The following is a 23,279-nucleotide window of genomic DNA, read 5'->3' on the forward strand; positions in this document are numbered from 1 at the left end:
GCCAACCACTGCCAACCACTGGGTGGAGATTGGCGGGCACTGCGAAACCACCGTGCAGGGCCACGACAAGCTGCAGGCCGGGCAGAGCATCGAGCGCATGACCGCCCGCTACGAACTACAGGCCGGCCAGGTGGCCCGCCTGCGCGGCCCCGGCGGCACCATCACCATCGACAGCAGCGGCATCACCCTGAAAGGGAAACAACTGCATTTCAAGGGGCAGATCAGCATGCAGGGCGGTGGTGCTGGCAGTTCATTGTCGCTGTCGAGCGCTCCCGCGCCCGGCGAAGAGCCGGATGGCGACTTCTTGCTCTCCTTCTCGGGCGACGCGTAAGCGCACGGAGTAACTATGCCTTCGTTCAAGTTTCCGTTCAAAGACAAGGCCGGCAAGGATGTACGTGATGCGAGCGTCTACTACGACGCGCTCGCACTGGCCTCCAGCGGTTACTTCCCATTGGGACCGTCCGGCGTACATTGCGGCATCCACTACGAGCAGGCGATGGCCAATATGCTGTCGCTCGATGAAGGTATCTATTGCACTACGCATGGGCGATCGCCACAAGGCACGTCGCCCGAGAACATACCGGCATATGAAGGCGTTAACATCGACTGGGCTCACCGGAATGAGCAAGGCGTGGCGGATCTCGATGCGGCTAGGCGAGGCGCGCAAGCGATGGTCAACGGGTATCACATGGCGCATTCGGCGGCATTGACCAGCCGGCATACGCAAAAGCGTGCCATCGACATGACAATTAGCGGCATGATCAACCGGTCCATCATGAATGCTTCTGGCAACACCACGGTGATCCAGAGCACGGCACAACTCCACACCGTAGGTGCCAGCTACGGCGTCATCAAGCTGGTTAGCGATCCGCCGCACTGGTCCGACGACGGTCATTGATGGAGTCAATGTCATGAAGCGAATGCTGGTTATTCTCACGCTCGTTCCATCGACGWTAGCCGCCGGCGCGACGTCGTCCGCCCCGCCATCACCGCTGAAAGCTGGGCTTCTTAGCCAGGCCAGCGGACGCAGCTATCTTTACACCACCGAAGCCAGCATTGCGCCGGGACAGCACCTAAGGCTGCAGTACCCCGACAGAAGCGGCAGCGCAGCGTGCTGCATCAGCGTTGGCGCCGACATGCTAGGGCGCCCCGAAATCGCCGAGCAGCCCGTCATCGGCGCCCTGACGAGCCAGCCGATTTATCGGTATGCCATCAACCTTTCCGGGCAAGCTGCCTACAAGGGGAACTTCGTCGGCGCGGCGATCTGGAACGCGCGTGGCGTATCCAAGGCCAAACAATCACGAAGCACGAGCTTGCAGGCAGTCGACCAGGCAGGCGCAACCCACCATATCGAGGCGTGCCTTGGCACCGAAGGCCTGAACCTGCTCGTCTTTAGCGGAAAACAACGCGAAACATGGCTGTATACCGCATTCGGCTACAACGTTGACCCGAGTCTCGAAACCTGTGATCCGCACGTCTTCGAGGAACCCTGACCTTGTGCGCTCTCGCATGCATTGCCGCCATCACTGATGGTCGCCGAGGAGTGGCCCACAAACATGGAAATGAACTCGCATGTGCTCCATTTGCTTCTGCGCACCTTCGGCCAAGCGTCCTGTGCGCATTCGTTCCTCCCGAGGACGTGAGTCGGTCCGACGCGCACCGGTCGCTTCGTGCCCCCCTCGCGGCGAAGTGGCCGATACCGGGGGCGGATKATCGTGCAGCTTAACCGAGCGTGCCACAACACCGACCAAAGGTTGTCCAAAAAGCCGATGCCCACAAATCAGCGCCCCTGTATGAGTGCAACTTTTCTTAGGAGATAACCCTATGCAACCCGTCGTTCTCGTCGGCCATCGCCATTCCTGTCCCATCCATGGCCCTGGCACTGTCATCAGCGGCGCCGCCAAAGCCAATGTCGGTGGCCGCGCGATCGCCCGCGTCGGTGACAAGATCAGTTGTGGCGCGGTGATTGTCAGTGGCTCCGCTGTTGCCACCGTCGAAGACAAGGCCGTGGCGCGCCAAGGCGACACCACCAGCCACGGTGGTACCTTGGTCGAAGGCGACGGCGGCTGGCTGGTGGATTGAAGGAGTGACCGTGGCCGTCGCTGGCATTCGGCCACGGTCTCTATCACGGGCGGMGCTATGGCCTGGCCAGACGCTGGATGATAGTGGCAGCCACGCGGGGCACACTGCCCCGCGGCATCGCCATACGCTTCCATTGACCCATTCGGCGGAAAGTCCGCCAGCCCCCGCACAGATTCCCCGTGAGCAGGGAGCTCCGCCAATCCACGCGAAACACCGTGCGCGCATCCGCAAGCGAACCACCGATGGCAGCGTTCACAGCGAACGCTCCTGCTTGCCCCTGGCCGTCTTCCTCACCGTCGCGTTTGACGGCGGGCTTTCCTGCAGCAAGGTGCGCGGCAGGACGAATCCCTTGAATAGMGGAGTAGTGAAGGGGTTGTTGCTCTTCTCCGCGGTGATGCGATAGCGCATGCCTCCGTCGCTGGACATGAAGCTCAGGTCCACGCTGGTGGCGGTTGCACCGTTCAGGCGAGCCTGGCTGAGCAGGCGGTACATCGACCAGGACCCCTTGTACACCAAGCCGCTGCTATTGCCGCCGCCGTTGACCAGGGTAATCCGGCTCTCGTTGTTGTTGGCCAGCGTGTTGGGCCAGATCAGGCCGGTACCGATGGTGGGGCCATGGTTGTAGGTGACCAGTTGGCCCTCCACGCTCAGTGAGCTGCTACGACGCGTGGGGGTCAGGCCCAGCGGCTCGACAGTGAATTGCACGCCAAGTGCACCGCGATTATTGAAGAAAGCATCGCGTATCTTGTCGGCCGCCTCAAGTTGCGTCAGTACATCGGTACGAACCAGGTAGCCACCACGGCGCTCCGAATACAGGGCATCCAGGTTGTCGTCCAGGAACAGTTTCAAATATTGCTCGCGGAACTGCTGCAGACGTCCCTGTGGGCCGAAGAAGGCGGTGAAGTCGTCCAGCGAGGCGTCTTCCCGGCTGGCCGCGTTGAACGGATAGCGACTCGCCAGGCGTTCGCGGTAGAAACGATAGACGTCGGCATCCCAGCGCTGCTCCAGTTCGCGCAGCGCCGCGATCAGCACGACCTGGGATGACTCGTCGGCCAGCTTCTTGACCTGCTGGTTCAGCGGCTCGGGCAGTCCCGCGGCGATCCGCTGCAGGTTGCCGAAGGGGTCCGTGCCCTTCAGCGAGAAGCGGTCGATCACCAGGCTCAGGGCCGCCTTGCCCTGGTTGGGGCTGTCCTGGACGCGCTTGACGGCGTCGTACACAGCGCCAACCGCGAGCGTKGTCTCATCCAGATAGGACGGCCGCTCCCCCTTGGCCACCAGCAACTGGCTCAGGGGCGCAAAGGCATGCGTGATGCCGATGATCGGCGCGGGCACATTGCTCGACTCGACCGCCGCCGCCTTCTCCGCCAGCGGTGCAGCGGCCACCCCCGACGTCGAGGCCGCGGCCACCGCCGCTGCGCTCGCCGCGATGCCGAGTTCGCTGTTGTCGCGTACCGTCTCCACCAGCCTGCGCAGCGGCGCCGCGGGACTGGTCACGCTGCCAAGCACGTCGGCTGCATCGGCAATATCAGCAAAGTCCCTCACTTCAAGGCGATTGATGCCGCGTTGCCAGGTGTCKATGTAGTCGCGGCTATAGATGGCCCGGATGCGCTCCGCCAGGGCCCGCTTGTCGGCCTCCGAGTAGTCGATGTTGCGACGCTCGCCCAGCGCCCATTGGTCGATCATCGCCAGTTCGGTCAAGTCCTGGCTGCGCTGCGCGAAGTAGCCGCGGTAACCCTTGGCGGTGAGCAGCGCATCGATCTTCGTGCCGTCGGCGGCGCTCACTGGCTGGTAGATGACATCGAACGCGGTGCCGATCTCGTTGCGCAGGTCCAACGGGTTGCGCAAGGTGTCCCCGGATTGGCGGCGCATGGTCATGTAGACCCGCTGCGGCATGGGAATCTGCCGCAGTTGGCGCTGTATCTCAGCCACCTGCGCGCGGTACTGCGGCAGGTCGGTGTCAGCGTACTTCATGGCGTAATCGAGATGACGCATCAGGGCACGCTGCACGCCGTCCTCGCCCKGGAATGCGGCCTGCCACTGCTTCGCCATCCAGTCCTCGACGACCGGCGGCCGCCGGTTGGGCCGATCCTCGATCATGCGGTAGACCCGTAGCGCGGCCAGCTGGCCGTCGGCGTTCGCGTTCGGCGCGTCCAGCGTCTGCATCACGCCGCCTGCCAGCGCGGGCAGGTAACGCTGCGACAACAGTTTCAGGTAGGCCTGATCCACCTTCGGCCCAATCTTCCGGCCCTGGTACAGGCCCAGGTCGGTCAGCACCGGCCAGGCGTCGCGATAGTCGCCGTAGACGGTAACCGCGCTGCGGATCTGATCCAGCGGTTGCAGCAAGTTGCGCCCGGTGGGATCGTCCTTGCCGTCGAGGGCATGGGCGCTGTATGCACGGCTGCGCTCCAGCACGCTGACCGCCTTGTCGCGGTTGATKGCGTAGTAGTGATACCAGCCGCCGATGATGACGAGGCTACCCAGCGACGCCACGGCGAAGCTCACCGTCAGCGCGCGCTTCTTGTCAGCCATCACCTTGAGGTTGTCGCCAGCCAGGCCAGACTCCGGGTAGATGACCTTCTGGAACAGCCGCTGGGCGAAGTACACCACTGAGCGCCCACTGGGCAACGCCGGCGACGTCAGATCCTCAACGTCGTAGGCACGCGAGGCCGAGCTGACGAAGGCATTGCCCACCAACCCCTGCTGGTGCACCGACGAGAAGAACACGCCGCGCGGCAGCGCCGGCGTAACATAGCGATCACTGCCCATGACGTCACCAAGGAACCCCAGCAACACCGGGCGCAGGCCCGACAACTGCCGCACCAGCGAGTACAGGGCTTCGCGCTGCTTCAGATCGCCCGCGTGGGCGAGAGCGTCGAAGATCTTTTCGTTGAGGCGCGCGATAAAGCCGTCATAGCGCTCCGCCAGTTCCTCTAGCCAGGCGTCGTAGTTCTGCACCGAATCGAGGGTGAAGGTGAAGCCKAATATGTCMTCCCGGGCAGATTGCGGCAACCGTGCAAAGAAGGCATCAAAGCCCTCCAGCCGATCKAACTTGCTGAGCACAACGTACAGCGGCGGCCGCGTGCCGAGCTGGCGGCTGAGTTCTGCCAGGCGCGTGCGCAACAGGATGGCCAAGGCCTTTCGGTCGCTGGGTTGCTGCCCGAATAGCGTGACCAGGTCGACCATCAGCACCACGCCGTTGAGGGGCCGGCGGCTGCGATTGCGGCCCAGCCATCCCACGAGGCCATCCCACAGGCGAGCATGTAAATCCGCTGGCAACGGGCGCTTGACCTGTTTCTGCGGCGCGTGCGTCTCGCGGGCGTCGGCCTCGCCGTCCGCGGTAGCTATGCCCTCACCCTCTCCCTCGCCCAGCCGMGGCTGGCTGATCAGTTMGCCGGGTGGATCGATCAGTACCGCCTGGTCCCCCATCCACCAGTCAACGGCGTAGATCTGGTCGGGGTCGGMCTGGACTTGCCGGCTGCCGGCCTTGACCTCACCCGTCAACGAAAAATTCTGGCCGGAGCGGTTGACGAAGCTGGTCTTGCCCGAGTCTTCCTGCCCCAACACCAGGTACCAGGGCAGTTGGTACAGTGCGTTGCGTCCTTTCAGGCGAGACTGCAGGGTCGCCAGGCTGCGGTCCAAGGCCCGCTCCTGGGCCTGCACGAAGCGCAGGCAAGGGTCTTCCAAACCCCGCGCTTCCTGTTGACTTTCCGCCTCCAAACGCCGGTTGCGGCTGCGCAGACGTAGCGCCCACACCAGCAACGGCAGGATCAGCAACAGCACCGTAGCGAGCACCCGCACCGCCAGGTCGGCAAGCGGCTTGCGTCCGCCCAAGCTCCATTGCGGCCCCAGCCACCAGATGGCAACCAGCAGGAACAGCAGCCCCAGCACCAACAGCAAGGGGACACCTTGCTTGCCCCAGCGCAGCAAGGGCTGGCCGTAGCGTTTCAGGGAAGACCAGATATTCCACATTGCGATGCTCCTTGCTTAATCCTTGTGTCCCGGCGTTCGCGTCGCCGGCTCCGGCACATGCCTGGCGAGATGATTGAAGAGGTCCGGCTCCCACTGGGGGGCCGAGGCGCCGCGCATGGCTTGATGCGCGTTGGCGTAAAGTCCGTCGGCCAGCCAGGACAGGCCACGTGCACCCAGCAGGTMGGCGGCGATGGTCATGACGTGGCAGCGGTGGCGCAAATCAGCGGAGTGGCCCTGGATGTCCTCGAGGCGCCGCAGCAGCGACTCCACGCCCTGGGTCTCCAACTGCACGACTAGCTCTTCACGCAGACCGGCGTATTCCCGCGCGGCGCCCGCAGGCCCGCCGCCAGCGTCAGCGCCGCTGACCCAGGCCAGTGTGTCGCCGTCGACAAAGGGGCGGCCGTCGCCGAACTGCAGCCTGGCAAGCCCGGGCACGCGCACCAGGAAACGCTCGGCGGCATGCCGGATGGCCTCCGCCACCTGCGGCATCTCCAGCCTTGCGGCCATGCCAGCCGCAAGGAAACTGCCGCGCAACCAGTAAGGCGAGGACGTCACGCTCTTCTCGACCCGTTGCAGCAACATCGGGTTGATCGCGTTGGCGGTTAGCGCTTCCTGGTAGCCCTCGGCGATATCGGCAGGCACCGCCATCAACTCGGTGCGCTGATCCTTGCGCGCCGGAGGCGCGGCATTCAGATGCGCCCACAGGGCGAAGCGGCGCAGGAGGTAGCCCGTGGGATCGTAGGGTTCCTGCTGCGTGATGATCTCCGCCACCGCCAACAGCGAGCGCCGCCGATCCCGCTCGTTGTCATGCACCACGGCATGGGCGGCGAAGAAGTCCTCGCTGATCGGCTGCCCGCCGGTCTGGGCCGTGATGGGCACGGCCTCCGCCTCGTCGGGATAGCGGGTCTCCTCGACCCGCTGGCTGAGCTGGGACTCCAGCCGCATCAGCATGGGGACGTCCAGCCGCGCCCCCGCGGCGCTGGCCTGCAGGCGATCCAGCGCCTGTTGCGCGGCCTTGTGGAACTCCGGCGCGAAACTCTMGCCACCAATGCYGGCCAGCGCTTCGCCCAGGCGCTCGACCTGCAGCGCGACCAGCCGGCGCTTGCCCGGGTAGCCCGTGGCACCGGGCTTCGGAAAACCGGTTTCCCAGTAGCGCTCGACCATGCCGGCCAACACACCGACGGCCTCGGCCCAGCCGCGCCAGGTACGTGATCGCAAGCGCGCGGCAATCAGGTGGCCGGCGATGCGGAAGTGCTTGCACTGTCCGCCCAGATACTGGCGCGAGGCCTCGTCGACATAGGCCCAGTCCATGCCTGGCTCGTGCAGGCCGCCGAGTTTGACCATCTCATGCTCAACGCCCTGGAAGGTCTCGTCTTCGTCATCGAAGCAGCCGGCCGGCTGCCGCTCGTCCAGCGGCGCCAGCAGCATCTCGAAGTTCAGCGGTGGAGGGGCGAATACGCTCACCAGTGACACGCCTCACGCTGCTGTGCGATCAGGTCCTGCAACCCTGTCGCATCGAACACCAGCCCGTCGAAGGGCGGATAATCGCTATCCAACCGCAGGCGCGCGCCGGGCCGAGTCAGGTAGCGCAGTTGCTCGATGGCCACCAGGCCGCGCCCGGCATCCACCACCGTGCCGTCTTCCAGCACCTGCCACGGTTGAGTGCCGGACAACGGGAGATCGTCCAGCGACAGGCGCATGTTCACCCGGTTGAGGGCGACCGGCTTGTCGGCCACCAACTGCAGGCGCGAGATATTCGACAGGCAGCTGATTGCCAGGTAGGTGCGAGGCATCGAGGCACCCAGCGGGGGCGCGGAAATCACCAGTTTCCATTKCCCCGGCTGCGTATCCTCGCTGCGCGCCAGCAGGAATTTGCCCTCTGCCGCCACCCGCGCGGCTTCGTTGCGGCGAACCAGTTGGGTGATCTCGGGAACGGCGTCGCCCGTGGTAGTCGCGGCGGCAGCGGCGCCGGCCGCCGGTGGGGCCGAGGCCGGTGGCCTCGATGGGGCCGGCGGCGTGCCGGCGGCCCCATCGAAGCAGGCCAGCCGCTCGACCGCCGAAACGATGGCGGTGCAATCGCGGCCGGCCGCCTCGGCCTGCCTCTCCGAGTCGCAGCCCGCGACCGCCACCACTAACAACAGCATCAGACGGCGTAGCCTCATGTGGTCGAATCCTCGCGATCCAGGTTCCAGAATTGGCACTTGCGCGCCAGGGTGCGCTTGGGAATGCCCAGGCTTTGTGCCGCACGGCGACGCGATCCGTCGGCCTGCCGCAAGCGCTCGTTGACCAGCAGGCGCTCGAAATCGGCAAGGGCGCCAGGCAGGTCCGTGGTTAGCCATAGCGAACGCAGGACAGGATCAACGGCGTCGGCCGACCCGGGGGCATCGAGAGTGGCTTGCAGGTCACGGATAGTGTCCGCGCTCATGGCCTTGCCCCGTGGCGTGCGTTCGGCGGCCGCCAGCACCAGGCTGCGCAGCTCGCGCACGTTGCCCGGAAGACCGTGCGTCTGCAGCAACGCCATTGCTCTCGGCTCGATACCGGTGATATGGCTCTGCCGTCCGCGGTTGTGTTGCAGCAGCACGTGTGCCGCCAGCGCAGGTATGTCCTCGCGYCGTTCACGTAAGGGCGGCAGGTGCAAAGTCTGCTGGCGGATGCGGAAATACAGATCTTCGCGGAAGCGGCCGTCGCGAATCAGTTGCAGCAAGGGCTGGTGCGTGGCGCAAATCAGCCGGAAGTCAGAGGCCTGTTCGCGATTGGCACCCACCGGCCGGAACTTCTTTTCGTTGAGCAGGCGCAACAGCGTGCCCTGCAGCGCCAGAGGCATGTCGCCGATCTCGTCGAGGAACAGAGTGCCGCCATCGGCCTCGGCCACCAGACCGCTGCGCGCCTGGGTGGCACCKGTGAAGGCGCCGCGCACACTGCCGAATAGCTCCGCTTCGATCAGGTCCTTGGGGATCGCCGCGCAGTTCACCGGCACGAACTTGCCGTCCCGGGACGAAGCCTGGTGGATCAACMAGGCAGCGTGGTCCTTGCCCGATCCCGTCTCACCAGTCACCAGCACCGACAGCGAGGAATCGGCCAGCCGCAGCATCTCCTCGCGCAGGCGCCGCGCCAAGGCCCCGCTACCGACGAACTCCGCCGCCAACAAGCGCKCCGCGCGAGCTCGACCGCGCTCGGCCTCCTGGTGGCGGCTGAGCGCCCGTTCGTGATCCACCGCTTCGGCCGCACCCAACTGCTCGCGCAAGCGGATCAGCAGTTGCTCGTGCAAATCCATCAGCGCCTGCCACAGGGCGTCGCCCTGCACCGCCTGCAGCGCCGAAGCCGCGCCTGCCAGCACCAGCGAGCCAATCGCTTGCTGCTTGCGATCCCGCAACKGCAGTATCGACAGCGCCTCGCGCCCGGGCAGGTGCTCGCGCAGGAATTCGAAGCTCTCCCCCACGCTGACCAGGGCGCCAACCTGCCCGATATGGCAAGGCTTGCCCTCGACCAGGCTGTAGACCAGGGGATTCTCCAGCTCACTCAACGGAATAGCGGGGAGCCCGGCAGGCCGAGCCTGCGTGCACGCCAACGGTAGCAACTGATCACCCGCTGCGTCACGCCAGTAACACAAACCGCAGGTCAGACCATGAGACCTGACTACCGTCCGCAGCAGCATGTCCACCAAGCTTGCCGGGTTCGTCGCCTTGGCCATGTCCCGTGCCAGGCTGGCCACTTCCAGCGCCTCCATTCGCTAGCCTCCGCTCATCCCAACGTTGCTTCAAAGGCGCTGCCATTCCAGCTCAGCCCGGCATGGTCGAAGGCTTCGCCGGACGCCAGGCGCCTCAGCACCGTCAACGACAGCGGCGGCAGCAACTCGCCGTCGATGCTGGCATCCAGCATGCGCGCGCCGTTCTCGTGGCGCGTGCAGCGGGCGCGCAGCTCCACGCGGGCACTGTCGTCCACCACCAGCGTAGCGTCGTAGCGCACAGCGAACTGCGCACTCAAACGCTGCAAGCGTGCATCGATGATCTCGCCCAGCACCACCTCATCCAGGTAGCGGTACGGGATGATCTGCATGCGCGCCAGCAGTGCCGGCTTGAAGAAGCCCTTGAGCMGGCCGCGCAACGCGTCCTCGTCCAGGTCCGCGAGATCGGCATCCTGCTGGTCGAAGCCGAGATTGGAGGTAAGGAAGAACAGCACGTTCTTGCAGTCAATCTGGCGCCCTTCGCCGTCGGCCAGCTCGCCCTTGTCGAAGGCCTGGTAGAAGATATTGAGCACTTCCGGATGGGCCTTCTCCACCTCGTCCAGCAGCACCACCGAGTACGGCTGCTTGCGAATCGCCTCGGTCAGCACACCACCCTCCCCGTAGCCGACGTAGCCGGGCGGCGCGCCCAGCAGGCGCGATACCGTGTGCTTCTCCTGGAACTCGGACATGTTGATGGTGGTGAGGAACTGCTTGCCGCCGAACAGCGCATCGGCCAGCGCCAGCGCGGTCTCGGTCTTGCCMACGCCGCTGGGGCCGACCARCAGGAAGGCCCCCAGCGGCGTGCCAGGCCGGCGCAGGTCGGCCATCGCCGTGAGCAGATGCTCGTGCACCCTCTCGATGGCCACGTCCTGGCCTTTGACCCGTTCGCGCAAGGCGCCGGGCAGGCTGTCGAGCCTTGCCATCCGGTCACTACTGATGGTGGTGGCGGGAATGCCAGTCCAGTCGGCGATGACCTGGGCTATCTGCTMGTGTCCTACGTCGACGTGCAGCAATGCGCCATCGCGMTGCAGCGCGGCCAGTTCGGCAACCCTGGCGGCCAGCCCGGCGCCGTCGCCCTCCTCGTTTTGCCCGGCACGCAGCGAAAGGATCTCGTCCACCAGCGCTCGCTGCCGTGCCCAAGCCTGTTGCAGCTGCGCGATTCTCGCTTCCACGTCCAGGCGAGCGCCTTCCAGCACCCGTAGCCGATGCGTATCGACGTTGCGCCCTGAGCGACCATCTCGCCGCAGCAGATCCAGCTCCGCGTCGATTTGCACCAACTCGTGCTCCAGCGCCGAGAGCTGCMGCGGCGGCTCGGCAAGTGCCGTAGCCACGCGTGCGCAGGCGGTATCGAGCACGTCGATGGCTTTGTCCGGCAATTGCCGCCCGGACAGGTAGCGCGCGGACAACGCTGCGGCGGCACGCAGCGCGTCGTCGCCGATATAGACCTTGTGTGCCAGTTCGTAGACCGTGCGCAAGCCCCTCAGGATATGCACCGCCTGCTCCTGGCTGGGTTCATCGAGTTTCACCAACTGGAAGCGCCGGGTGAGCGCCGCGTCCTTCTCGAAGTATTTCTTGTACTCGGACCAAGTCGTGGCGGCGATGGTCCGTAACTCGCCGCGCGCCAGCGCCGGCTTGAGCAAGTTGGCCCCGTCGCTACCGCCGGCGGCGTTGCCCGAGCCGATCAGGGTATGCGCCTCATCTATGAACAGGATGACCGGCTGCGGCGAGGTCTTCACCTCGTCGRTCACCGCCTTCAGCCGCTTCTCGAACTCTCCCTTGACCGAGGCGCCCGCCTGGAGCGCGCCCAGGTCCAGCCCCCACAGCGCCACCTGGCGCAGCGGTTCCGGCACGCGCCCATGCACGATGCGCAGGGCAAGTCCTTCCACCACGGCGCTCTTGCCCACACCGGCATCGCCAACCACGATGGGATTGTTCTTGCGCCGGCGCGAGAGGATGTCGATCATCAGGTCGATCTCCGCGTCCCGGCACAGCACCGGGTCGATGCGGCCCTCGCGCGCCTGGGCCGTGAAGTCATGTCCGTATTTGGCCAGCGCCGTATCCGCTTCGCCTGCTTGCAGGACCACCCCCTCCGGCCGGCTCTCGGGCGTTTCGGCCKAACTGGCCAGCAGCGCGGTGAACTGCTTGCGCAAGGCCTCGCGGTTGATGCCGTCGAACAGGTGCACCGCGGCCAGCGGCAGGTAGCGCGCCGGGTTGAGCAAGGCGGCCAGCAACAGACTGCCGCCCCGTATGGCCTGCTGGCCCAGTTCCAGCGATCCGAGCGTCCACGCCTCCTGCAACAACTCGACCAGCAACGGGGAAAAGGCCGGGTACTGCCCCGGGACGTCATCCTGCACGGAGAACGCGGTGGACAACACCTGGCGCACCGTATCCGTCTCCAGCCCAGCCCGCTTCATCAGCAAACGCATATCGGCCAGCGGCTGATCGAGCAGCCTGAACAACAGGTGAGGCACAGTCACCTCGGCGCCGCGCTGGCCGATACACAGGCTGGCGGCCTCCTCCAGGGCCTGACGGCAAACGGGGTTGAGGCGATCGATCAGTGCCGAAAGCTCAATTCTGATCATGCKGGCAACTTATCCAATGAGATTGAAGCGACTAGCCCACGGCACGTCGCTGACAGGAAGCTGACTCGTGAACGTCGCATCGTGGTCAAAAGAATCAATTGATTACAAGCCCGTCACGACACCACACAATCAATAAAAAATCCATCGGATAAATCTTAAATCACGCAATATTTTTTATTATCATTCACATTTTAAAGATAATTGAAATATCTCGATCTATTTGAAGAATTTTCCTATTGAAATCCTCCCTCAACAGGACTTTAATTCCGCGATCAATATCTTTTCCAGAAGGCCACACAGTTAGCGCCCTTCGGCACGCTTTTCCGATTCGAATTCTCGTTGTTAGTTTCCTTTATTTCTGTTGTTAGCTATTTCAACGCACTTCATATACAGGAGTCTTCCATGGCGAAGAAGAGTGCATCAGTTGCCCCGCAAGAACGGATAAACATCAAGTACGTACCGGCTACGGGTGACCAGCAGGCAGAGACGGAACTGCCGCTGAAGTTGCTCGTCACCGGCGACTTCAAGGGACATGGCGAAGAGATCGCACTGGAGGAACGGCCAGCGGTTCGCATCGACAAGGACAACTTCGACGACGTGATGTCCGAAGCCGGCCTGGCGCTGAAGATGGAGGTGCCCTCGCGACTGGGCAACGGGCAGGACGACGACACGATCGGAGTCGACCTGCGGTTCGGCGCGATGAGCGACTTCAACCCCGACGCCATCGCCCGTCAGGTGCCCGAGCTGGCCAAGCTGCTTGAGCTGCGCGAGGCGCTGGTCGCCCTCAAGGGGCCGCTGGGCAACGTCCCCGCCTTCCGCAAGCAGTTGCAGAGCCTGCTGGCCGACGAAAACGCGCGCGGCAGGCTGGCCGAGGAACTMAATCTGGTGCTGGGCCAGCCCGGTGCCTGACCACCCCTCACGACTTCCATCACACCTCGGTTTCAAAGGATACGAGCATGAAGGCTCAAAGCATCGCCGTAACGGAAGAACGCCAGTCCCAGGGGCTGCTGGACCAGATCATGGCCCAGACCCGCATCGAACCCAGCCATGAAGGCTATGCCGTCGCCGAGCGCGGCGTCGCGGCCTTCATCGCCGAGATGCTCAAGACCCACGAGCGCGAGCAGCCGGTCAACAAGCAACTGGTCGACCAGATGATTGCGGAGATCGACCGCAAGCTCGGCCAGCAGATGGACGCCATCCTGCACCAGAAGCCGCTGCAGGAACTGGAGTCAGCCTGGCGCGGCCTKAGATTGCTGGTGGATCGCACCGACTTCCGCGAGAACATCAAGATCGAAGTCCTGCACGTCACCAAGGAAGAACTGCTGGACGACTTCGAGAGCGCGGGCGATATCACCCGCAGCGGGCTCTACAAGCATATCTACACCGCGGGATATGGTCAGTTCGGTGGTGAGCCCGTGGCCGCCGTCGTCAGCAACTACACGTTCGGCCCCGCCGCGCCCGACATCAGGCTGCTCAGCTATGCCGCGTCGGTCGGTGCCATGGCCCACGCGCCCTTCCTTGCCGCCGCCGGCGCCGAGTTCCTCAACATCGCCGGCTTCCAGGAATTGCCCAACCTCAAGGAAGTGAAGGACATCTTCGAAGGGCCGCGCTTTGCCAAGTGGCGCGGCCTGCGCGACTCCGAGGATTCGCGCTACCTCGGCCTGACCATGCCCCGCTTCCTGCTGCGCCAGCCCTACGACCCGCTGGAGCATCCCACGCGCAGTTTCGCCTACCGCGAAACCATCGACGGCGAGCACGACAACTACCTGTGGGGCAATACCTCGTACCTGCTGGCCAGCCGCATTACCGAGAGCTTCGCCAGGTACCGCTGGTGCCCCAACATCATCGGCCCGCAGTCCGGCGGCGCCGTGGACGACCTGCCGGTGCACCTGTACGAATCGCTCGGCCAGTTGCAGGCCAAGATCCCGACCGAGGTGCTGGTGTCCGATMGCAAGGAGTTCGAACTGGCCGAGGAAGGCTTCATTCCGCTGACCATGCGCAAGGACAGCGACAACGCCGCCTTCTTCTCCGCCAACTCGGTGCAAAAGCCCAAGCTCTTCGCCAAGACCCCGGAAGGCCTGGCCGCGCAGACCAACTACAAGCTCGGCACGCAGTTGCCCTACATGTTCATCATCAATCGCCTGGCGCACTACATCAAAGTATTGCAGCGCGAGCAGATCGGCGCCTGGAAGGAGCGCCAGGACCTGGAGCGCGAGATCAACAACTGGCTCAAGCAATACATCGCCRACCAGGAAAGCCMCTCGGCCGACGTGCGTAGCCGCCGGCCGCTGCGCGCCGCACGGGTGCTGGTGCAGGACGTGGCGGGTAATCCGGGCTGGTATCAGGTCTCGCTCGCCGTGCGCCCGCACTTCAAGTACATGGGTGCGAACTTCGAGCTCTCGCTGGTGGGCCGTCTGGACAAGGAATGAAGGGAGCCTGACCCGTGCCTCGTTCTCCAGGGCAAGGCAGTCTGTTCGAGCGGCTCGATCCAGAACTGCCGCCGCGGCGCACCCGCTCGCGGCAGGACATGGCCGCCGAGCGCATTCGCGCCGCCAAGCGGCATCTGGAACAGATCCTCAACACCCGCCGGGGCAGTTCACTGAGTTGCCCCGGCCTCGGCCTGCCCGATCTCAACGATGCCACCATCGGCAGCAACGATCTGCGCTTGCGCATCTGCCGGGATATCCGCGCGGCCGTGATGGCGTTCGAACCGCGCGTCCGGGTACTTTGGGTTCAGCCCGTCACGGACGGCGGCCGCCCGCTGGAATTGCATTTCCGGCTGCATTGCCTGGTCCCGGTGAACAACATCGAGGAACAGGTGGAGATCGACCTCATCGTGGGTCGCCACGACCAGTCAATGCTGGTCGTGTAAGGCCCGCAAAGGGAAGGATGCAGGATGCCGTTGAAAGGAAAATTCCTCGAGGAAATGGATTATCTCCGCCGACTCGGGCGGGTGTTCGCACGTGACAATCCACAACTCGCCCAGTTCCTCGGCGAGGAGGCAAACGATCCCGACGTCGAACGGTTGCTGGAGGGTTTTGCCTTCCTCACAGCCAAGTTGCGTCTCAAGATCGAAGACGATCTCCCCGAAGTCACCCACTCGCTACTACAACTKCTATGGCCGAACTACCTGCGTCCACTGCCCAGCGCCACCATCATGCGCTTCGAGCCGGCCGGGCGCTCCATCACCAGCCGCAAGGTCATCGCCAAGGGAACGCGGGTACTGTCCGAGCCCGTTGACGGGGTTCGCTGCGAATTCCGCACTTGCACGGATGTCGCGCTGTACCCGCTGCGCATTGCTGACGTGAGCGATGCACACTCGCGCGAAAAGTCGATCCTCCGCATCGATCTGGCACCGACCACCCGCAATGCGCCCGACACCTATGACTGCGACGCGCTGGACTTCCATCTCAGCGGCAGCGACCTCAATGCGTTGACGCTGTACCTGTGGCTCGCCAAGTACCTGGGCGAGATCCGCATGGAAGTGGGCGATGAAATGCGCCGCATCCCCGTGGGCCAGATCACCTTCCCCGGCTTCGACCCGGAGGAGGCCCTGCTGCCGTACCCGCAGAACGTGTTCGACGGCTACCGCATCCTGCAGGAGTACTTCATATTTCCCAGGCGCTTCCATTTTTTCAGGCTGGCAGGCCTGCGCTCGCAATGGCCTAGCGAGTCCACCGAGCAAATCCGCCTCGAATTCCATTTCACCCGTCCCATGCCGGCCGATATCCGCGTGCGCATGGACGACCTGAGCCTGTACTGCGCTCCCGCGGTCAACCTGTTCGAGCATGACGCAGAGCCGGTCAGCCTCAATGGCACGGTAATCGACCAGCGTCTGCGGCCGGCGGGCCAACGCCCGGATGCCTACGAGATCTTCAGCATCGATGCCGTCAACGGCTGGCAGAACACGGAAGACGGCCAGCCGAGCCAATGGCTGCGCACTTACCCGCCGTTCGAGTCGCTGCAGCACGAGATCGAGCATGCCAAGGGGCACGCCGCCCTCTACTACCGGACCCGCATCGAGCCGGCCCTCGCCGAGGCGGGCGTGGTTCACCGCGTGGCGTTCGTGCGCGCTGACGAAGCCGACTATGTGGGCCGCGACGAGACCGTCTCCTTCGCCTTGACCTGCACCAACCGCGACCTGCCCCTGGCGCTGGGTGTCGGCGATATTCGCCGGCAAACGCAGACCACACCCGACTTTGCGACCTACCGCAACATCACCCGGCCGACGCCCTCGTACCGGCCCGTGCTCGATGGCAAGCTGCAGTGGCGATTGATCTCCAACCTGTCGCTCAACTACCTGTCACTGCAATCGGTCGACCCGTTGAAAGCGGTGTTGGGCGCCTACGACTTCGCCGCGCTGCACGACATCCAGCATGCGCGCGCCACGCGCAAACGGCTGGACAGTATCGGCGCGGCCGTCACCACCCCCATCGACCGATTGATCAAGGGCCTGCCCATCCGCGGCATGAAGACCGAACTCAAGCTGGACCCGGCGGGATTCCTCTGCGAGGGCGACCTGTACCTGTTCGGCACGGTGCTGAGCCACTTCTTCGCCCTCTACGCAAGCATCAACTCCTTCCATCTGCTGGAAGCGATCAACACCGGTAACAAGGAGCGTTACGCATGGCCCATGCGAATCGGCAAGCAACCGCTGATGTAGCCGACAGGGTGCTGGCGGGCGGCCGCCGTTACAACTTCTTCGGCCTGCTCGAACTGCTGCACCACCTGCACGGTGATGACCTGGAGTCGCCCGACGGCTACGACGCCGAGCATCAGCGCGTGCTCCTGGCATCTGATCCTGGCCTGGGCTTCCCTGCCTCCGACGTGTCGCGTGCCGAGCGCACGCTCACCGGCGCCCAGCATGACTACCGGGTGCAGGCCACCTTCTTCGGGATGCACGGGCCGGACTCGCCGCTGCCCGGTTACTACCTCGATCGCCTGGCCTACGAGTACGGCCAGAGCATCGGCATTCGCCCGGCGTTCTTCGACTTCTTCAACCATCGCCTGCTGACGCTGCTGCATCAGGCGTGGCGCAAGTACCGCTACTACATCCGCTTCCAGGCCGAGGCCAGCGACCAGTTCTCACCCTACGTATTCGCCCTCGTCGGCCTCGGGGACGCCCAGTTGCGCGGCGCCACACCGATCTMCTGGAGCCGCCTGCTCAGCTTCGCCGGCATGGTCGCCAGCCGCAGTCGCTCGCCGTCCATGGTGGCCGGCATCATCGCCCACTGCTTTGACCTCGAAGGCGTGCACATCCGCGAATACGAGTTCCGCTACACGGACCTCGATGAAACCGACCTGATCGCCMTAGGCAAGAAAAACGGCGCCCTGGGGCAAAGCTTCATCGTCGGCCGCCGCGTGCGCTCGCGTCACAGCAAGTTCACCATCGTCATCCCCGACCTCCCGCAGCAGCGCTTCCGAGAGTTCCTGCCCAGTGGCGAGGACTTCGCGCGCCTGCGCAAATTGGTCGACTTTCTCCTGCGCGACCCGATTGCCTACGACCTGGAACTCGGCCTGCGCGTGGATGAAGTCGCTCCCTTCAACCTGCGGCGTGGCGCGGGCAGCCAACTGGGCTGGACCAGCTTCTTCGAGCGCAAGGTCCTGCGCAAGCCACCGCCCGTGCGAATCAAGGTGCGCCTATGAACGATCCTGCCATCGAGCGCCGGGTGGCGATGGTTGTCACCAACCCACAGGCCCTGCAGCAAGGCAGCACGCCGCGGCACAGCTTTGGCGCCGAAGGCGGCAGCATCGGCTCCGGCGAGGTCAATTGGTGCTTGGCCGATGGCGCCCGGCGCGTGCGGCCCATGCATTGCGAAATTCTCATGGAGGACGACGCCTTTGTCGTGGTCGACCGCAGCGGCCAGACCCGCATCAACAACCATGCCGACCCCATCGGCATGAACGTCGGCGCGCGGCTCAGCGATGGCGATCTGCTGCGCATCGGCCCGTACATGGTCGCGGTACATCTGGACGACGATCCCGCTGCCCTGCCCGATGCGACACGGCACCTTGCCCAGTACGAGCTTGGCGAACTGCTCAACGACCCGGGCATGCAACTGGACGACCTGTCCATGCCGGCCCCGGCGTTGGCATGGGAAGCGGCGTTGGTCGCCGCGGACGACGATGGCCTGTCGGCCTTCAACGAACTGTCCGCAACGACCCAACCGGGCGAGGAACTGGACCCGCTGCTGGCGCTGGACGCCGCCGAACGTCGGCGACAGCCGCAGGAAGACTGCCTCGCTCCCCTGGACCCCACGCATTACGGCATGTCGCCAGCTTCGACGCAGCAGGACCTTGCCACCACCCGTTTCGAAGCCGTTTCCGGCTCGCCCCCTACCCAACTTGGAGATTTAGGCATGCCGCAGCAAGACACCCGGGCCCTCGCAGCCCAGCGATGGTTGACCAGCCAGCACGCGGACGGCATCGATGCCAACCAACTCGCCGCACCCTTGGTGCAGGGGCTGGACGCCCCGGTAGGCACGCTGGATGCCAAGGCCAGCTACACCCTGTTGCTGGAAGCCGGCCAGGCGTTGGGCGCGGCAATTCGCGGTCTGGCCGCCCTGCATAGAACCCAGGCCGGCGAACAGCGACGGCTGGCACTGCATGACCGCACCCTCCAGCCGATCGAAGACAATCCGCTGCGCCTGGGGCAAAGCTATCCGGACACGGTGGCCTMCCTGTTCTCCGCCAACCGCAGTGTCGTGCACTTGGCGCCGGCGGCGGCCATCGAGGAGAGCCTGGAGCAACTGCGCCTGCAGCATGAGGCCATGCTGCAGGCCATCAGTGTCGCCCTGGATGCGTTGCTGCAGTCCTTCTCCCCGCAACAGCTATTGAGCCGGTTCCGCCGCTACCGCCCCGAGCAGGCCGAGTCACAGCCGGGCGAGTGGGCCTGGCAAATGTACACGCACTACTACGAGGAGCTGACATCGGGCCGCCAGCAGGGCTTCGACAAGCTMTTCTGGGAGGTGTTCGATCAGGCCTACGACAAAGCCGTGCGCGCGGAGGCGCAATGAAGCGAGCGCTCTCTACCTTGCTCACCGTGGCGTTCCTGTMCGGTTGCAGCACCGTTGGCAATGTCCTGAAGAAAACCGGGCAGGTTCTGATGGACCCGTCCATTCAGGTCGGTTCCGMGGAGGACCAGCCCACGCGCATCGCCCTGAGCCTGTACGCCGGCAGCCACGTCAATCCCAACCCGGCCAGCCTGACCGCCACTGCCGCAGATGCCGCAGATGCCACTTCCGTGTCGGCGAACTTGCCCGAGGCAGCCTCCGACGGCCCTTATGCCATCCGGCTGGACAGTCGTAGCAAAGCCGGGCTGGTCGAGCAACTGCGCAGCCTGCTCGGCATGCTGGAAGCCGAAGAGCAACAGCAGCTAACGCTGTCGCCGCAGCGGCCGGCAGCAGCTAAGTCAAGTCCGCGATGGKGCGACAGCCTGCGCGACATGGACGTTCGCAACGAAGACAGTGCCTGGCCCATCCCATCGCTATATGGCATATCCCCCCTGCCACCAATCGAAGCACCGAAATTTGCCGAAGCGTTGCCGACAGACACACCACGGTTATTGTCCATCGCGACTATCAGGCCCGAGGCAGCGGCGGACGCATCGCCAGGTGACGGCCAGGCACTTGGCCAGTACGTCCGTGGCACCGGCTTGCCCGCTACCAGGCCAGCGTCATTGCCCCAGGCCACGGCCTCTGCCGACGCGTCCACCCCGATCGCCTTCAAGGTACTGCAGCTCAAGGACGACTCCCTGMTGGAGAGCGCMGATCCCGAGCAACTGGGGAAGAACMTGAAAAAAGCCCTCGGCAGCACCTTCATCAGCGTCGACGACTACATGCTGCAGCCCGGCCAGTTCAAGTTCATCGACTTCGCCGACATCCAGGCGGACACCCGCTACCTGGCCATCATCGCTGAGTTCCATGACCCCAACGCCGAACGCTGGAAGCAGGTCTTCCGGCTTGAGTCTCGTGGCCGCAAGTACGCCCTGCTGGTCACCCTGCAGAACACCCGCGTCACCATCACGGACGAAAGCTATCGCATGGCGCCGCAGGCGCCGTCATCGAAACCGAGGAGCAGGCCATGACCAGCAAGAACCCCGTCATCTGGGAGGAGGGGGCGTTTATCAAGCCACAGCACTTCCAGCAGCAAGTCCGCGCACTGGAGCACCACACCAATCAGCGCGTGGACAGCGTGAGCCAGCATCTCCATGGCTTCACCGAGTTGGAACTGAACCGGGAGTTMCTGGCCTTCGGCAAGATCGCCATCATCCGCGCCCGCGGCGTGCTGCCGGACGGCACCACGTTCGATATCCCCAACGACCATGCCCCACCCGTGCCGCTGCCGATTTCCGATGCGAGCGCCATCAACCAGACCGTCCACCTCATCCTGCCGCTCAAGTCCGAAGGCGTGCTGGAAGTGCGCTGGCCCKATACCTACGCCAACACACGCTACCTTCACTGCGCCGAAGACATCCGCGACAGCCACAGCCAGGAGGGCGACCACACCAGCGTGGCGCTGGCCACCCTCAACCTTCAACTGGCGCTGGATAACGACGACCGCAGCGCCTTCACCGGCCTGGCCCTTGGCCGCATCCTCGACCGCCGCCCGTACGGCAGCCTGGTGCTGGACGAAGGCTTCTACCCCACCGGCCTGTACGTCAACGCCATCGCGCCGCTGGCGCGCTTCGTCGACGAGGCCGCCACCCTCATGCGCGAGCGCGCCAAGAGCATCGCCGAGCGGATCGGCTCGCCCGGCCAGTCCGGGGTGGCCGACGTCACCGACTTCAACCTGCTGCAAACGCTCAATCGCCTGCACCCGTTGTTCCGGCACCTCTCGCTCCAGCGCCAGGTCCATCCGGAACAGCTCTACATTGCTTTCAGCCAGGCCTGCGGCGAGCTGGTGACCTTCACCGACGAGGGGCGCCTTCCCGCGGAGTACCCGGCCTACCAGCACGACCGCCAGCGCGAGTCATTCCAGCCGCTGCTCGACACCCTGCGGCGCACGCTGAGCACCGTGCTGCAGCCGCGCGCCGTATCCCTACMGATAGTCAAGCAGCAGTATGGCGTGCTCACCGCCAACGTGCATGACCGCCGCCTGCTCGAGGGGGCCGATTTCATCCTCGCGGTACGCGCGCGCATGCCGCTGGAACAACTGCGCCAGCAGTTCCTGCAGCAGGCCAAGGTAGCGTCCCTGGAAAAGCTGGGCGAATTCGTCCGCCTGCAGTTGCCCGGCATCCCGCTGACGCCACTGCCGGTGGCGCCGCGCCATCTGCCGTACCACGCCGGCTTCAGCTACTTCCAGCTCGACCGCAGCCACCCCAGTTGGCAAATGATGAAGGACGCCGCCGGCTTCGGCTTCCATGTTCCCGGCGACTACCCCGAACTGGAACTGCAATTCTGGGCCATCAGGAGTCAATGACATGACCACCACCGTCAACATCGGCAACGACCGCGGCCACTACCTGCGGACCACACCGTCCGCGCTGGTCCCGGACAAGGAAACGCTTGCCTACGAGCACGTCGCGCAACTCGATCACGACGAAGACCTGCGCTTCAAATTGCGCGGGCACAGCATCAACCCGCTGGTGGATGCCGCCCAGCCGCTGTTCGGCCTGGTCATGCGCCTGCGCAGGCTGCAAAAGTTCGACGACGTCCAGCGGCTCTACGAAACCGTGCGCGACCAGGTCACCGCGCTCAGCGACGAGGTCCGCCAATACGGCTACGACAGCGCCACCCTGATGGCCTACCGCTATGCCCTATGCACCTTCATCGACGAAGCGGTCATGGCCACGCCCTGGGGCGGCAAGGACTCAGTGTGGTCGCAACGCTCCCTGCTCAGCCACCACCACAAAGAAACCTGGGGCGGCGAGAAATTCTTCACCGTGCTGTCGCGCATGATGATGGACCCGGCCAGGTATCGCGACGTGCTGGAGTTCAAATACCTGTGCCTGTGCCTGGGTTTCAAGGGCAAGTACGGCGTGCAGCACAACCAGAACGAAACCCTCAACGGCATCATCACCAGACTGCATCTCGCCCTGCGCCAACTGCGCGGCGAAACGCCCGAGCAGTTGACCGATGCGCAGGCCAACGTCGCCACCCGTCGCTACCGCCTCGGTCGACTCATGCCGCTGTGGGCGCCCTGGGCCATGGCGCTAGCCGTGCTCGCCATCGCCTACACCCTGTTCKCGGTGAAACTGGGCAGCACCACCGACCTGGTCCTGCAATCGCTGAACGCCATTCTCAAACCATGAGGCACGCCGCCGCGCCGACCTAATCGCAAGGAGCACACCATGGCACACCAGTCCGGCCTGCGCTTCACCTTCGCCGTCGTCGGCGGGGTCGACTTCGAGGTCATCGAGTTCGATCTCGACGAAGCCCTCTCCGAGACCTTCCACCTCGACGTGCAGCTGACCCACGCCGACCCCGACCTCGACTTCGCCACCATCCTCGACCTGCCCGCCCTGCTCACCCTCTGGCGGGACAACGAACCGGTGCGCCATGTCCATGGCTTGATCAGCCGCTTCGAGCAAGGCGACACCGGCTTTCGCCGCACACGCTACCGCGCCGTGGTCGAGCCCGGCCTCGCCCGCCTGCGCCTGTCCTCCGACTGGCGCATCTTCCAGACCCTGTCCGTACCCGAGATCCTCCAGAACGTACTCAAGGCCCATGGCCTGGCTGCCCGCTACGAACAGATCGTCACCGCCGAGCACCTGCCCCGCGAATACTGCGTGCAGGCCGGCGACACCTACCTGCATTTCCTCGAACGCATTGCMCGCGAGGAAKGCTTCTACTTTGCCTTCCGCCACGACKCCGACGGCCACCGCCTGATCCACAGCGACCGCCTGTTCGTGCAGGGCCGCATCGCCGGCGGTCCCGTCCTCTACAACCCCACCCCCGGCGGCGACCAGCCCGAGCCCGCCC

The 23,279-nt window shown here is 64.7% G+C and carries 18 protein-coding genes and 1 pseudogene; 14 read left to right on the top strand and 5 right to left on the bottom strand.

Translation table 11 applies throughout. The features are described from left to right. The 4 genes and pseudogenes from AC1DKV_RS35910 to AC1DKV_RS35925 all read left to right on the top strand — a co-directional run. Positions 1-331: pseudogene (locus tag AC1DKV_RS35910) on the top strand (hypothetical protein); the annotation flags it as partial. Between the two features lie 15 nt (positions 332-346). Then, positions 347-898 (top strand): hypothetical protein, encoded by a 552-nt coding sequence (locus AC1DKV_RS35915; protein ID WP_477139218.1) that lies wholly within the window; start codon positions 347-349, stop codon positions 896-898. Between the two features lie 13 nt (positions 899-911). Beyond that, positions 912-1,493 carry a hypothetical protein gene (locus AC1DKV_RS35920; RefSeq protein WP_477139219.1) on the top strand — a complete coding sequence of 194 codons (582 nt, stop codon included), beginning with the start codon at positions 912-914 and terminating at the stop codon, positions 1,491-1,493. A 331-nt stretch (positions 1,494-1,824) separates the two neighbouring features. Beyond that, positions 1,825-2,082, top strand: a complete 258-nt coding sequence (locus AC1DKV_RS35925) for a PAAR domain-containing protein (RefSeq protein ID WP_441623805.1) — start codon at positions 1,825-1,827, stop codon at positions 2,080-2,082. Positions 2,083-2,334: 252 nt separating this feature from the next. Here the strand turns inward: AC1DKV_RS35925 and tssM are convergent, their stop codons facing one another. Genes tssM through tssH form a run of 5 tightly spaced genes read right to left on the bottom strand, consistent with a single transcriptional unit; the run spans position 2,335 to position 12,357 of the window. After that, positions 2,335-6,051: a type VI secretion system membrane subunit TssM gene (tssM, locus tag AC1DKV_RS35930; protein WP_477139220.1), complete on the bottom strand. Its 3,717-nt coding sequence runs from the start codon at positions 6,049-6,051 to the stop codon at positions 2,335-2,337. A gap of 15 nt (positions 6,052-6,066) precedes the next feature. Continuing rightward, positions 6,067-7,524, bottom strand: a complete 1,458-nt coding sequence (tssA, locus tag AC1DKV_RS35935) for a type VI secretion system protein TssA (RefSeq protein ID WP_477139221.1) — start codon at positions 7,522-7,524, stop codon at positions 6,067-6,069. Further along, entirely contained in the window at positions 7,512-8,195 is a 684-nt protein-coding gene (gene vasI, locus AC1DKV_RS35940) for a type VI secretion system-associated protein VasI (protein ID WP_477139222.1), read from the bottom strand. Before vasI ends, tssA begins: the two co-directional genes overlap by 13 nt. Before the next feature lie 14 nt (positions 8,196-8,209). Then, positions 8,210-9,778 (bottom strand): sigma 54-interacting transcriptional regulator, encoded by a 1,569-nt coding sequence (locus AC1DKV_RS35945; RefSeq protein ID WP_477139223.1) that lies wholly within the window; start codon positions 9,776-9,778, stop codon positions 8,210-8,212. Between the two features lie 14 nt (positions 9,779-9,792). Beyond that, the gene (gene tssH / locus AC1DKV_RS35950; protein ID WP_477139224.1) at positions 9,793-12,357 is read right to left on the bottom strand and encodes a type VI secretion system ATPase TssH; all 2,565 of its coding nucleotides are present in this window, start codon (positions 12,355-12,357) and stop codon (positions 9,793-9,795) included. 402 nt (positions 12,358-12,759) lie between these two features. Between tssH and tssB the strand changes: the two genes are divergently transcribed. The 10 genes from tssB to AC1DKV_RS36000 form a co-directional block, all read left to right on the top strand. Then, a complete protein-coding gene (gene tssB, locus AC1DKV_RS35955; protein ID WP_441623817.1) occupies positions 12,760-13,266 on the top strand; it encodes a type VI secretion system contractile sheath small subunit in 507 nt (168 codons plus the stop codon). A 47-nt stretch (positions 13,267-13,313) separates the two neighbouring features. Beyond that, positions 13,314-14,786 carry a type VI secretion system contractile sheath large subunit gene (gene tssC, locus AC1DKV_RS35960; protein ID WP_477139225.1) on the top strand — a complete coding sequence of 491 codons (1,473 nt, stop codon included), beginning with the start codon at positions 13,314-13,316 and terminating at the stop codon, positions 14,784-14,786. Positions 14,787-14,800: 14 nt separating this feature from the next. Next, positions 14,801-15,229 carry a type VI secretion system baseplate subunit TssE gene (gene tssE / locus AC1DKV_RS35965; protein ID WP_441623821.1) on the top strand — a complete coding sequence of 143 codons (429 nt, stop codon included), beginning with the start codon at positions 14,801-14,803 and terminating at the stop codon, positions 15,227-15,229. Positions 15,230-15,283: 54 nt separating this feature from the next. Continuing rightward, positions 15,284-17,020: a type VI secretion system baseplate subunit TssF gene (tssF, locus tag AC1DKV_RS35970; protein ID WP_441623823.1), complete on the top strand. Its 1,737-nt coding sequence runs from the start codon at positions 15,284-15,286 to the stop codon at positions 17,018-17,020. Beyond that, positions 16,984-18,003, top strand: a complete 1,020-nt coding sequence (gene tssG / locus AC1DKV_RS35975) for a type VI secretion system baseplate subunit TssG (protein WP_477139226.1) — start codon at positions 16,984-16,986, stop codon at positions 18,001-18,003. The genes tssF and tssG overlap by 37 nt, the downstream gene beginning before the upstream one ends. Beyond that, complete coding sequence (gene tagH / locus AC1DKV_RS35980) at positions 18,000-19,373, top strand: type VI secretion system-associated FHA domain protein TagH (RefSeq protein ID WP_477139227.1); 1,374 nt, start codon at positions 18,000-18,002, stop codon at positions 19,371-19,373. The genes tssG and tagH overlap by 4 nt, the downstream gene beginning before the upstream one ends. Continuing rightward, a complete protein-coding gene (gene tssJ, locus AC1DKV_RS35985; RefSeq protein ID WP_477139228.1) occupies positions 19,370-20,443 on the top strand; it encodes a type VI secretion system lipoprotein TssJ in 1,074 nt (357 codons plus the stop codon). The genes tagH and tssJ overlap by 4 nt, the downstream gene beginning before the upstream one ends. Continuing rightward, positions 20,440-21,777: a type VI secretion system baseplate subunit TssK gene (gene tssK, locus AC1DKV_RS35990; protein ID WP_477139229.1), complete on the top strand. Its 1,338-nt coding sequence runs from the start codon at positions 20,440-20,442 to the stop codon at positions 21,775-21,777. Before tssJ ends, tssK begins: the two co-directional genes overlap by 4 nt. A 1-nt stretch (position 21,778) precedes the next feature. Beyond that, a complete protein-coding gene (icmH, locus tag AC1DKV_RS35995; RefSeq protein ID WP_477139230.1) occupies positions 21,779-22,609 on the top strand; it encodes a type IVB secretion system protein IcmH/DotU in 831 nt (276 codons plus the stop codon). Positions 22,610-22,648: 39 nt separating this feature from the next. Then, positions 22,649-23,279 (top strand): type VI secretion system Vgr family protein (locus AC1DKV_RS36000; protein WP_477139231.1); only part of this gene is annotated, 631 nt, incomplete at its 3' end.

It is taken from the genome of Cupriavidus sp. 05T41 (assembly GCF_056396525.1).

Bases quoted from the DNA above. Each gene is read 5' to 3' on its own strand.
- AC1DKV_RS35915 (WP_477139218.1), top strand. From the start codon at position 347: ATGCCTTCGTTCAAGTTTCCGTTCAAAGACAAGGCCGGCAAGGATGTA.
- AC1DKV_RS35925 (WP_441623805.1), top strand. From the start codon at position 1,825: ATGCAACCCGTCGTTCTCGTCGGCCATCGCCATTCCTGTCCCATCCAT.